At 63.6% G+C, this 12,461-nt stretch carries 9 protein-coding genes and 2 tRNA genes; 7 read left to right on the top strand and 4 right to left on the bottom strand.

Translation table 11 applies throughout. The features are described 5' to 3' along the window. Positions 1–774 precede the first annotated feature (774 nt). Entirely contained in the window at positions 775–1,227 is a 453-nt protein-coding gene (locus CCR94_RS01660; RefSeq protein ID WP_104506141.1) for a response regulator, read from the top strand. A 206-nt stretch (positions 1,228–1,433) separates the two neighbouring features. Here CCR94_RS01660 and CCR94_RS01655 read toward each other — a convergent pair whose 3' ends face one another. From CCR94_RS01655 to CCR94_RS01645, 3 genes are all read right to left on the bottom strand, one after another. Beyond that, positions 1,434–1,787: a rhodanese-like domain-containing protein gene (locus CCR94_RS01655; protein ID WP_206605751.1), complete on the bottom strand. Its 354-nt coding sequence runs from the start codon at positions 1,785–1,787 to the stop codon at positions 1,434–1,436. A 353-nt stretch (positions 1,788–2,140) separates the two neighbouring features. Then, positions 2,141–3,199, bottom strand: a complete 1,059-nt coding sequence (locus tag CCR94_RS01650; RefSeq protein WP_104506140.1) for a uroporphyrinogen decarboxylase family protein — start codon at positions 3,197–3,199, stop codon at positions 2,141–2,143. Positions 3,200–3,645: 446 nt separating this feature from the next. After that, positions 3,646–3,730 (bottom strand) — tRNA-Tyr (locus CCR94_RS01645). A gap of 176 nt (positions 3,731–3,906) precedes the next feature. Between CCR94_RS01645 and rlmB the strand changes: the two genes are divergently transcribed. The 6 genes from rlmB to CCR94_RS01620 all read left to right on the top strand — a co-directional run bounded on the left by rlmB (position 3,907) and on the right by CCR94_RS01620 (position 10,860). Then, the gene (gene rlmB / locus CCR94_RS01640; protein ID WP_104506139.1) at positions 3,907–4,746 is read left to right on the top strand and encodes a 23S rRNA (guanosine(2251)-2'-O)-methyltransferase RlmB; all 840 of its coding nucleotides are present in this window, start codon (positions 3,907–3,909) and stop codon (positions 4,744–4,746) included. A 136-nt stretch (positions 4,747–4,882) separates the two neighbouring features. Then, positions 4,883–6,559 (top strand): MFS transporter, encoded by a 1,677-nt coding sequence (locus CCR94_RS01635; RefSeq protein WP_104506138.1) that lies wholly within the window; start codon positions 4,883–4,885, stop codon positions 6,557–6,559. Between the two features lie 152 nt (positions 6,560–6,711). After that, a tRNA-Thr gene (locus CCR94_RS01630) sits at positions 6,712–6,786 on the top strand. Between the two features lie 551 nt (positions 6,787–7,337). Further along, entirely contained in the window at positions 7,338–7,646 is a 309-nt protein-coding gene (locus tag CCR94_RS24340; RefSeq protein WP_146089802.1) for a hypothetical protein, read from the top strand. 593 nt (positions 7,647–8,239) lie between these two features. Next, positions 8,240–8,821 carry a dephospho-CoA kinase gene (gene coaE, locus CCR94_RS01625; protein WP_104506137.1) on the top strand — a complete coding sequence of 194 codons (582 nt, stop codon included), beginning with the start codon at positions 8,240–8,242 and terminating at the stop codon, positions 8,819–8,821. Positions 8,822–9,306: 485 nt separating this feature from the next. After that, positions 9,307–10,860: a 2-isopropylmalate synthase gene (locus CCR94_RS01620; protein WP_104506148.1), complete on the top strand. Its 1,554-nt coding sequence runs from the start codon at positions 9,307–9,309 to the stop codon at positions 10,858–10,860. A gap of 702 nt (positions 10,861–11,562) precedes the next feature. Here the strand turns inward: CCR94_RS01620 and ctrA are convergent. Continuing rightward, positions 11,563–12,264, bottom strand: a complete 702-nt coding sequence (gene ctrA / locus CCR94_RS01615) for a response regulator transcription factor CtrA (protein WP_104506136.1) — start codon at positions 12,262–12,264, stop codon at positions 11,563–11,565. Positions 12,265–12,461: the final 197 nt, after the last annotated feature.

The following is a 12,461-nucleotide window of genomic DNA, read 5'->3' as shown; positions in this document are numbered from 1 at the left end:
TGCTCGGTGACCGGCGGCCCTTCGACATGTTTGGCGTTCACGGGAGGCTCCTGAAGTTAGTAAAATTATGGAGTATGTCGATTATAAAGGTCAAGTGCTTACCGATGCGCGACGCAAGCACCGGCGCCCGACGCAAAGGGGGCGATCTCGCTATCGCTCCGTTTTTGCGCCACCTCGTCATCACGTCGCCAGGACTGTTGCTGCGGTCGCAGGCTTTCCAGGCGTGGAGTTGCTGGGCGCGATAGGATTCCCGCCGCTCTGACAGGGCAGGGATCGGGGGCATGTCGCGCGACGGAACGGGGGGTGAGTAGTTCCCGAATCTGTCGCAATCCCTTTCCAGAGGGTATTGTGGGACGAGGTCGGCGCCGACCCGGATTTGAGGATATCGAGACTGAGCCGGAGACCGCATCGCGGGCGCCGCCGCGGCGGGTTATGGTTGCGCCAGCGCCCAACACCCATCATTGAACCCCGCGGCGCGCCGAAGCGTTGAAAACGGCGATGCCGAGTGAAGCTCGCTTCGGCGAAATATAACCTCCCTGCCGAAGAGGGCGCAGGGCGAGAAAAATCAAGCTTGCCGATCTTTTGTCCACGTGCGGCTCAATCGAAATCGGACAAACGGATATCGGACGCCGTGGAAGCGCCTGTAGCGGATTGCGCATGAGTCGTTTCCAGACCTGCCTTGGTCCCATCGCGTTGCGAGCGCCCCCTGACCCGATCCGGGCAGGGGCGACACAGAGGTCCAATTTTGCCCCGCCTTGAAGGGAAAAGTGATCCATGGTCGCCAAGCTCAAGGTCCTCATCGTCGAAGACAATTTGATGATCGCCGATCTTGAGAGAGATCTGCTTGTCCACTACGGCTACGAAGTCTGCGGTGTCGCCACCACCGTCGCTGAGGCGGTGGCCCTTGGCCTCCGCCATAAACCCGATCTCGCTCTCATCGATCTGTGCCTGGCCGATGGCGGCCGCGGGACTGAGGTGGCGATCCGTTTGCACGCCGTGGGCAGGATTGGCGTCCTCTTCGTCACAGCCGGTGTTGCGAGCGCCGGGATGGGGGAGGCGGGCGGCGAAGCCTGCCTTGGCAAACCCTACGATGTCGACGACCTCCTGCGTGGATTGGAAATCGTCGCCGAAATCGTCGCCACGGGCGCGGCTGCGCCGCCATTTCCGCGCGAGCTTCAGTTGCTGCGCCGCGCCTGTTGCAAGCCGCTGGAACGCGCCGTTGGATAATGCGGTCGTGAACCCGCGCGCCCGCGCGCCGCTTCCGGCGCCCACGGGGTTTCACACCAGCCGCGCCGCCGAAGCGCGGGGAGGTCGTTCGCCTTAGTGAGACAGGCGGCGCGAGTGCGACCGCGCCGCCTGTCCCGCGACGATCCCCGCGGAGATCGCCCTTGCGCCGGCGCCGCGAGGAGAAACAACGTCGGCGCAAACTCATTTCAGCTTGAAGGCGTCGTGGCGGTCTGGGGCGGCGGCGCGACGATGCGGGTGATCTTGCCGCCCTCGTCCTCGTCGACCTGCGACCCCACGGCGCCCATCACCTTGAACCCCTTTTCGGCGAGCAGGTCGGCGGCCTTGCCGGCGCGCGCGGCAGGGTTGGAGACGGTGACGATCGGCCGCTCCTTCGGAATGAAATCGAGCTGCTTTTCGGGATCGGCGATCTGGATGTTGAGATAGACCGGGGAGGTCCCGATCTTCGCAATTTCATCGGGACGGCGCAGATCGACGAACAGAACCTGGTCGGGGAAGGACAGCAGAGCGTCCACCGAGGCGCGATGCAGTTGCGGGGTCATGTAACTGGAAACGAAGGGGTTCGCGACGGCGGCGCGGGAGGGGGCGTGGCGGAGGGCAGGTCGCCGGCGACGGCTGGGCCGGCGACAAAAGTCGCGGCGAGGAGGGGAAGGAAACGCATCGTCTGTCCTTGGCTGTCCACGATCATTAAGTATAGTAATACTCTCTATAATATAGTCGTCAAGACAAGTGGAGTCTTCCATTTTCCCAAGCGTCGCCAAAAACAGCGCGCGCCTGCAAAACCGACGGCTGTCGCCCAGCGTCAATTATATCGACAAATCATATCGTCGAATGGAGTTTCCGCCGCCTTGGCGGCGCCCGCGCCGATCTCTCTCGCGCAACCCGCGCAGCCGCTTCAGGTCAGGATGTAGCGTTGCGCGCTCAGCTCCCAGGCGGCGTCAAACAGCGCGTGGACATTTTCGGGCGGCGTGTTGATCGGCAAAGCGCAACCCAGACCGAGGATGTAGCCCTTGGGGTTGCCGACGCCCTTCTCGAAGCACGCGCGGGCATTGGCGCGGACATCGGCGGGGCCGCCGTTGGCCATGACGGCGGTCGGCCTGATATTGCCGATCAGCCCCACCCTGTCTCCCACTTGCGCGCGCGCCTCGGCCAGATCGACTTCGTCGTCGACGCTCAACAGGCTCGCCCCCGTGTCGGCCATATCGGACCAGATCCGCGAACTGTCGCCGCAGATGTGCAGCGAGGGCCCGACGCCGCCGGTCAAATCTTTGACAGCCTGCACGATCTCCGTGAGGTAGGGCTGGGCGAACTCCTTGAATTGCCTGGCGGCGATCAGCGTGCCCGACGCCATCGGCTCGGCGAGGCTGACGCGGGCGCCGAGCGCGATGACTTCGCGGATGAAAGGGAGGGTGGCGTCGGTGGCGATGCGCAGGGCGCGATGGGCGAACTCGGGCGCGCGGCGCAGATCGCGCAAGAACTGATCCGGACCGCGCAAGTACGAGGCCGTCGTGAAAGGACCGGCGGTGGTCAGCGAAACCGGCACGCTGGCGCCGGCTTGGTCGAGCACGATCTTGGTCGCCTCAAGAAACAGCGGCAACCGGCCATCGCACCTGGGATCGGGAATTTTCAGGCGATCGAGATCGTCGTGCGTCGGCGCGGGGTTTTCGAAGACATAGGCGGTGTTGTCGGGGAAGGCCAATCTGGCGCCGAGGGCCTCGGCGATGCCGGTCAAGCCGGGTCCGGTGTTGAGCATGTCGACGCCATAAAGCCTTTGTGCCGCGAGCTGGCCTTTGGCCATCAACGCCGCCGACTGTTGATATTCGCCGACGGTGACGCCGATCACCCGCGCCGCATGGTCGCTCATGAGGAGGAACACCGGGATGCGGTCATAGGGCTTGCCCGCGAGCGCGGCGGCGAAGCGCTCGCGAGAAGTCATCGTCTCTTTGTGGGTCATGGTCTTTCGTCCGAAGTGGTTTCGTCTGCGGCCCGTCAGGCGGCCGCGCTGAGATTCGCGTCGAGGAGGGCCGCCAGAAGGGCGAAAGCGCCGACGCCGCGGTGAGGAGGCTCGGAACGGCTCCATGCCCCGCGACCGCCCCGATCCCAGTCGGCGGAGAACGACAGAACCACAGCAAAGAATTTTAATCTATAGAAATTGTAGCTTATAAGGATTCGACAATCCAGCCGCAACCCCGCGACAGATCGCCGCGAGGCGCGCGACAGTGTCGCCGCCGCGCTTGCCCGGCAGGCCCCTTCACCACGATCGCGATTGGAGAGATGCGGCGCGGCGAGCGAAGGAAAGCTGTCGCCGCGCGCGCGGAACCTGCTTTCACGCGACAGAAAGGGAGGCGGAGACTGCGCCGATCCGGCAACACCGGACGGAAACGCCTAAAAAAAGAGGTTTGGTGGGAGAGGTAGGACTCGAACCTACGAAGGCATAGCCAGGGGATTTACAGTCCCCCCCCTTTGCCGCTCGGGACACTCTCCCAACACCGGTTTCGCTAGCAAGGCCAGCGACTTCCAGAGACGAAAAAGGCCCTTGCGCCGGGCCCCGTTCGTGTGGGGGGCCTTATGCGCGACTCGGGCACGGGCTGTCAACTGCAAAAGATCGCGTCATTCTTGCCAAAACGGGCGCCCCGTGACACGACGGTGACGGAGACGAAAATGAGAAAACCCGGCAAGCCCCCGTTCGACCGCGCCAACGCCAGACCGGAGCGCGGCAAGCGCGCGCCCGCGCCGAAAACCGGAAAGCCGCCTGTTTCGGGCGACGCCTCGTTCCGCCGGCCCTCCGCCGAACTCGCGGTGATCCATGGCTACCACGCCGTCCGCGAGGTTTTGCGCGCCAAAAGACGCAAGTGTCTCGACCTGTTCGCGACCGCCGCCGCCGCGGAACGGCTACAGGCTGAGATCGCGGGCTGCGAGGTGAAGGTCCATGTCGTCGCCCCCGAGGTTCTGGACGCGCGCCTCGGCGGCGACGCCGTGCATCAGGGCGTCCTGCTGGAGGCGCGGCCCCTGCCGGAGCTGGACATTTCCGACATCGAGGTGAACTCCGGCCTGGTGCTGGCGCTCGACCAGATCACCGACCCGCACAATGTCGGCGCCATCCTGCGCACCGCCGCCGCCTTCGCCGTGGACGCCGTCATCGTCACCGACCGCCATGCGCCCGAATTTTCCGGCGTGCTGGCGAAAACCGCGTCCGGCGGGCTGGAGCATGTGCCCCTGGTCGAAGTCGTCAACCTCGCCCGCGCGCTGGAACACCTCGGCGACGCCGGTTTTCTGCGCGTCGGGCTTGATTCGGAGGGGCCGGCCAGCCTTGAGCACACCGTGCTGTCGCGCCCCACGGTCCTCGTGCTCGGCGCCGAGGGCAAGGGGTTGCGACGGCTGACGCGGGAAAAATGCGATGTGCTGGCCCGGCTCGACATGCCCGGCGCCATCAAGAGCCTCAATGTCTCCAACGCCTGCGCCGTGGCGCTGACGCTGGCGCGGCTCGCGCTCAAGCCATGATCATGGGCCCGCGAAAATCCTGGGTCGGCGAAAGTCTTAAGGCTTATCGCCGCCGCCCGCTTGCGCTTCGCGCCGATCGCGCCCATCCTCTCAAAAAACCACAATAAGAGCTTTCCAAGTTTGCCCGGGAGGATTCATGACCGACGCGGTTTTGTCGCGCGCCGATGACGCGGCGCGCCCGATGACGCCACAGGAAAAGCGGGTGGTGCGCGCCGCCTCCGCCGGCGCCGTGTTCGAATGGTACGATTTCTTTCTCTATGGCTCGCTGACCCCCGTCATCGCGCAAAATTTCTTTTCCAACGTCAACCCGACCGCCGCCTATATTTTCGCGCTGCTGGCCTTCGCCGCCGGTTTCGCGGTGCGGCCGTTCGGCGCCTTGCTGTTCGGGCGGCTCGGCGACCTCACCGGGCGCAAATACACGTTCCTCCTCACCATCCTCATCATGGGGCTGGCGACCTTCTTCATCGGCCTGCTGCCCAATTTCGCGGCCATCGGCTTCGCCGCGCCGGTGCTGCTGACGCTGCTGCGCATGGCGCAGGGGCTGGCGCTCGGCGGCGAATATGGCGGCGCCGCGCTGTTCGTCGGCGAGAGCGCGCCAAAGGGCCGGCGCGGCTATTTCACCTCCTACATCCAGCTCACGGCTTCCGGCGGGCTGCTGCTGGCGCTGCTGGTGACGCTGGGCTTCCGCGCCCTGCTCGGCGAGGCGGATTTCGCTGTTTATGGCTGGCGTTTCCCCTTCCTCGCCTCGTTCGTACTGCTGGCGGCCTCGGTCTGGATGCGGCTGCGGTTGAACGAATCGCCGGCCTACCTGAAGATCAAGCGGGCGGGTCGCGCGTCCGCCGCGCCGGTCGCGGAGGCGTTCGGATCGTGGCGCAACGGGCGGCTGGCGCTGATCGCGCTGTTCGGCGCCACCGCCGGGCAGGCGGTGGTCTGGTACGCCGGGCAGTTCTACGCCCTGTTCTTCCTCACCCAGACGCTGCGGCTCGACTCCACCACCGCCAGTCTGCTGATGGCCGGCGCGCTGGCGCTGGGCGCGCCCTTGTTCGTGCTGTTTGGCGCGTTGTCGGATCGAATCGGCAGAAAACCGGTGATCCTGGGCGGCTGCCTGCTCGCCGCCCTGCTCACGTTCCCGATCTTTCAGGGGCTGACCCATGCGGTCAATCCGGCTTTGGCGCAGGCTTCGGCCCGCGCCCCGGCAAAAGTGATCGCCGATCCGAACACTTGCGCTTTCCAGTTCGATCCGGTCGAGGCCAAGGCCTTCGTCAGCTCCTGCGACATCGCCAAAAACCTCCTGGCGAGCGCCGGGGTGAGCTACGCCAATGAGGCGGCGCCGCCGGGGGCGCTGGCGAAAATCGTGGTCGGCGACAGGGAGATCGCCAGTTTCGAGGGCAGGGGCCTCGACGAGGCCGGGCGCGCGGAAAGGCGCGCGACGCTGGAGCGACAGGTGGCGGAGACGCTGGCGCGGGCGGGCTATCCGTCGCGGGCCGATCCGGCCAAGGTCAATATTCCCGTGGCGCTCGCCCTGCTGACGGCGCTGATCGGGCTGGTGGCCATGACCTATGCGCCGATCGCGGCGCTGCTGGTGGAGCTGTTCCCCACGCGCATCCGCTACACCGGGCTGTCCACGCCCTATCATGTCGGCAATGGCTGGTTCGGCGGGTTGCTGCCGCCTTTGGCCTTCGCGCTGACGGCGGCGAGCGGGAATATCTATTCGGGCCTGTGGTATCCGGTGGCGGTGGCCGGCCTGACTTTTGTCGTGGGCCTGATTTTTGTGCAGGAGACGAAAGGCAGGGACATAGCGGCGGCGGATTGAGCGGGCTGTCCCGCCGTTCGGGCGAAGTTGAAGCCAATGCCGCCCCGCGTTCTCGATGGCGTCCGACAACGCCCCTCGCCCCGTCAACGGGGAGGCGGTGACTCCGCGTCCGGGTTGCGCGGCTCGCGCGGGTTTGTTAGCAGAGGATCTTCGCCGGCGTAGCACAGCGGTAGTGCAGCGGTTTTGTAAACCGAAGGTCGGGAGTTCGATCCTCTCCGCCGGCACCAATATTTTCAAATAGTTAGACAAAATCCGTGGAATGGCTCAAGCGCAGGGCAATCAGTGCGGTAACAAAAACAGAGGCGGGTAATACGCCTTTTTGCCCCAGAATCGCTGCTAGCTCGATTCGAGCGCCGGCTCTAGACTCTTTGTTTTCGCATGATCTTTTCCGAAAACCGGCGTCCACTTTTCGCGATCGCGCTCTGGTGGTGGCGCTCAGACACGAAAAAACCCGCCACCGGGTTTCACCGTGCGGAGCCTCTCCGGCAGGTAATTGACGTGGGTCAAAAAATTTTGGAACGTAAGCGAGGCAAGCGCGTTATCGTGCGGCTGACTTGCCGAACTTGGGCGATCTTGAGGAAATTCTGCATCAGTTTTGTGTAACGATGGAACATCGAGCATGTAAGCGAGTCCTCAGCGCCTCGCTTAAATCAATAATTCGTATATTCCAGCGAGTTTTGCAGAAAGAACGAAAGAAGCTGAAGTCATCGCGCTGCAAAAGCGTACCATGCCGCTCAGGTGGCAGGTTAATACTGTAATGTATGCAGGAGGCTTCAATATGCTGGTTTCGTATCAATTAGATCAATACAATTCGTCTGTGCCGCAATGCGCCAAAAGATCTGTACCCGCTTTCGTCGACGAGCTTTCTCAATGTATGCATTTAATTAAAGCTGCGAATCAGGAGCTTGCCGACAACCTTAGCAAGGATAGCGCCGAGCCGGCCGATCTCGAATTCGGCGTTATACTCTGCGACCTGCTGCTTTCAGAAGTCTCCGACGTCAGCAGGCGCATTGCAAGCGAAATCAAAGCCAAGCCTTCGAGGGCATGTGCCTCTGGACGCGGCGAGGACAGACCGAATCCAGCATGAGAAAAGACGCCCGTCAGCGAAAGACTGACGGGCGCTCTGATCTGGCGCCAAACTGGGGTGAATTCTACAAGGCATGCGAAACACGCCGCCCAGTGCGGCGCCGTCCTATTCGTCCGCCTCGTCCTCAAGATCGGCGTCGCCGTCGATCTCATCCATCAGCAGGATCAGCGCCTCGCTGGCGTCGGCGATCAGCACGCGCATGGCCGGCGTGAATTCCACGATTTGGGTGAAGTCGTCAGGGCTGGCGTGGTCTGCAACGGCTCAGAGGTCCTGACCGGCAAGCCGCGGGCGGTGAACGCGCTTTCTCGCCATGGTCAGCCACTATGTTTTCGAGACGACGTTCTGCAATCCCGCGACAGGCTGGGAGAAGGGCTAGATCGAGAAAAAGGTTCAGGACGGACGCCATCAGCTTTGACCGTCGAAGGTCGGGAGTTCGATCCTTTCCGCCGGCGCCATCAAATCAACCCCTTAGCGCCAAAGAGCGCCAGAAGACCGCCCCAGGGCGTCCCCGCGCGGGAAAGACATGGGCATGACGCGGCCCTTTTGCCTAAGCTCCAGCCGGGTTAGGAGTCTTGAGCTGAAGGGGCGAACAGATGCGCATTCTCGGTCTCACCGGTTCGATCGGCATGGGCAAGTCCACCACGGCCGCCCTGCTCGCGGCGCAAGGCGCCGCCGTGTTCGACGCCGACGCCTGCGTGCATCGGCTCTATGAGGGCGAAATCGTTCCGGCTCTGGCCGAGGTCTTTCCCCAGGCCGTGAAGGACGGGCGGGTCGATCGCGCCATCCTGCGCCTCGCCGTGGTCGGCAAGCCCAGGGAGATCGCGTTGCTGGAAAAAATCGTCCACCCGGCGGTGCAGCGCGGAAAATGGGATTTTGTCGCGGCCCAGGCCAAGGCGGGAACGAGCCTGTGCGTGCTCGACATTCCGCTCTTGTTCGAAACCGGCGACCACCGACGGGTCGATGCGGTGATCGTCGCGACCGCGCCGCCCGACGTGCAAAAGGCCCGCATTCTCGCGCGCGGCGGCATGGATGAGGGGCAGGTCGAGGCCATATTGAGCCGGCAGACGCCCGATGCCGAAAAGCGGCGGCGCGCCCATTTCATCGTCGAAACCCAGCATGGTCTTGCCCACGCCGAGCGGCGCATCGGCGTGATCCTGCGCGCGCTCGCGGTTTGACGCAGTGACGGGGATCATGCCGAGCGCGGCGCGCCCGAGGTCTACACCTCGACCTATGACCTGCGCAAAACGCTGGCGGCGACCGCCGCCCTGCTGAAATGGGCCGACCAAAGGGTGGTCGGCAAACTGCCGCGGGCGTCCGGCTTCGCGCCGCCCGCGCGCAGGGCGTCGCGCAAAACGGCTTGATTCTTTGCCGCAAAATCGGTTATTGAGGGACACCACAGGCCGCAAGGGCCTGTCCGAGAGCCGCATGACCTTTGTCGCCAACCAGACGCCTGTTCTGAACGCCGCGCTTGAAGCGCTGGCGGCGTCTGCGTCGCGCGCGCGCCTTCTCCTCCTTATCAACCCCTGAGGGCCGGCCGGGCTATGCCTGGGCGCTCAGGGGTTTTTGCCATCTCAACCCGAGCTTTTCGCCCGTGGCTGCGCCCTTGCGCGCCTTGCCCGAAAATTTTAAGGCAAACGGGCGTCCCTATTTGGAGACGATCATGACTGATCAAAACAACGACCGCGTTTTCATTTTCGACACCACCCTGCGCGATGGCGAGCAATGTCCGGGCGCCTCGATGACGCTGGAAGAAAAGCTGGAAGTCGCCGACGCGCTGGACGCCCTGGGCGTCGATATCATGGAGGCCGGCTTCCCCATCGCCTCGCAGGGCGATTTCGAATCCGTGTCAGAAATCGCCCGCCGGGTGAAGAACGCCTCCGTCGCCGGCCTGAGCCGCGCCGCGCCAAAGGATATCGACCGCTGCGCCGAGGCGGTGAAACATGCGCGCATCCCGCGCATCCACACCTTCATCAGCACCTCGCCGGTTCATATGCAGTACAAGCTGCAAATGGCGCCGGAACGCGTGCTGGAGCTGATCGCCTCCTCGGTGGCCCGCGCCCGCAATCACGTTGCGTCAGTCGAATGGTCGGCGGAGGACGGCACCCGCACCGAGCACGACTTTTTGTGCCGCTGCGTGGAGACGGCGATCAACGCCGGCGCCACCACGATCAACATTCCGGACACGGTCGGCTACACCACGCCGGACGAATATCGCGCGCTGTTCGAGATGGTGCGTTCGCGCGTCCCCAATGCCGACAAGGCGATCTTCTCGGTGCATTGCCACAACGATCTGGGCATGGCCGTGGCCAATTCCATCGCCGGCGTGATGGGCGGCGCCCGGCAGATCGAATGCACCATCAATGGCATTGGCGAGCGCGCCGGCAATGCCGCGCTGGAAGAAATCGTCATGGCGCTGAAGACCCGCGCCGACGTGCTGCCCTACAAGAACAATATCGACACCACCTTGCTGATGCGCACGTCAAAACGGGTTTCGGCGGTGACTTCGTTCCCGGTGCAATACAACAAGTCCATCGTCGGGCGGAACGCCTTTGCGCATGAGAGCGGCATCCACCAGGACGGCATGCTGAAGAACGCCCACACCTATGAGATCATGACGCCGGAATCGGTCGGCGTGTCCAAGACCTCGCTGGTGATGGGCAAGCATTCCGGCCGCCACGCTTTCAAGGAAAAGCTGAAGGAGCTGGGCTACGATCTGGGCGACAATGGCCTGGAGGTCGCCTTCACCCGCTTCAAGGATTTGGCCGACCGCAAAAAGGTCGTCTACGACGAGGACATTGTCGCCCTGGTGGACGACGAGATCGCCAACGCCCATGAGCGCATCCAGGTGATCGCCCTGTCGGTGATGGCCGGCACCAAGCAACCGCAATCCGCCGCTCTGACGTTGCAAATCGACGGCCAGCAGAAGACCTATCAGGCCACAGGCAATGGTCCGGTGGACGCGATCTTCAACGCGATCCGCGCGCTGGCGCCGCACGAAGCCAAATTGGAGCTGTTCCAGGTCCATGCGGTGACGGAGGGTACGGACGCGCAGGCGGAAGTCTCGGTGCGGCTGTCGGACGGCGATGTGGTCAGCGCCGGCAAGGGGGCGGACCCGGACACGCTGGTGGCCTCGGCGCGCGCCTATGTTTCGGCCCTGAACAAGGTTTTCGCCCGGCGCGCGCGGGGGACGGTCGAGGCGGTCGCCGCGCTCTGAAACGACTCCGCCGGCAAAAATCCGCCTCCCCTGGAGACTTTTGCCGGCGGACATTGCGCTTCGGCCGTGACAGCCGCGCGCTTGGAAAAGGAATTTGCTTCAAAATCCTGGTCTGGAAACCAGACCACTTGGTCATGCTATCCTTTGGGCGCCTGATGTAAATTCGCTGTTCGGCTTACGGGATCTCCGCAAACGGCGCAGGGGACGATACGGATGCTTTGCCTTTGGTCACGCGGGCGGACCTTCATGGATTCGCGCGTTCAGCCGCGTCGGTCGAGCTTAGGAGACGCCGCGAAATAAACGCGCCAAGAGAGCCGGGGTTCTCCTTCTCCCCTTGCGGGAGAAGGTGGCTCGTGGCGAAGCCGCGAGACGGATGAGGGGCGCTAACCGCCGCATATCCGTTCGAAATCAGGGGACGAACCCCTCATCCGGCCCCTTCGGGGCCACCTTCTCCCGCAAGGGGAGAAGGGGCGTCCACCATTGGGACCAGAGTCCGAACAAGGCGTCGATTAAGTTATTTCGTCGCGTCGCCTGAATGGGTCGCGGCGCATGTCCGGGCGGTCCCGGTACCGCACTTTCAAGCGAAGCGGGCGCCGGTTCGCGAACGCTCACGCGCACTTCGAATTGTCGGCCGCAAACCCTGCCGCGAAAACAAAAACCCGCCGTCTCCGGCGGGTTTTTGTGAGCGACGATGCGTCCCCCTCAGGCGGTGATGCGGTCGTCGGCGTCGGAGGGTTCCCGGAGCACATAGCCGCGGCCCCAGACGGTTTCGATATAGTTGCGGCCGTCGGAAGCATTGGCCAGCTTCTTGCGCAGCTTGCAGATGAACACGTCGATGATCTTCAGTTCGGGTTCGTCCATGCCGCCATAGAGATGATTGAGAAACATCTCCTTGGTCAGGGTCGTTCCCTTGCGCAGGGAGAGCAGTTCGAGCATCTGATATTCCTTGCCGGTCAGATGCACGCGGGCGCCGCTCACTTCGACGGTCTTCTGGTCGAGGTTCACGACGAGGTCGCCGGTGGCGATCACGGACTGGGCGTGGCCCTTGGAGCGGCGCACGATGGCGTGAATGCGCGCGACCAGTTCGTCCTTGTGGAAGGGTTTGGTCAGGTAGTCGTCGGCGCCGAAGCCGAGGCCCTTGACCTTGTCCTCGATGCCGGCGAGGCCGGAGAGGATGAGAATGGGGGTCTTCACCTTGGCCACGCGCAGGGTGCGCAGCACTTCATAGCCCGACATGTCCGGCAGGTTCAGGTCGAGCAGGATGATATCGTAATCGTAGAGCTTGCCGAGGTCGATGCCTTCTTCGCCGAGGTCGGTGGTGTAGACGTTGAAATTCTCGGACTTCAGCATCAATTCAATGCTTTGCGCGGTTGCGCTGTCGTCTTCGATCAATAGTACGCGCATGTGAAGTCCTCACCCCGCCCAAAGTATACGGCGCCTAGCCGGCCGCCGGCCTTGTCCCCCGACTGAACGACGCGAATCATACCCGAAGACGCTTAACGCCGAATGGTTAACAAAAGCTGATTCACCCTGGCAAGCTGTCTCGGGTCACAATCCTCGCTTCTTCGCCCCGGCGCGTCGCCGAGGGAAATTTTGTCTCG

The organism is Rhodoblastus sphagnicola, from assembly GCF_002937075.1.
Lineage (GTDB): Bacteria > Pseudomonadota > Alphaproteobacteria > Rhizobiales > Beijerinckiaceae > Rhodoblastus > Rhodoblastus sphagnicola.
The sequence above is the reverse complement of the archived record's forward strand: the minus strand, read 5'-3'. Positions and strand labels throughout refer to the sequence as shown.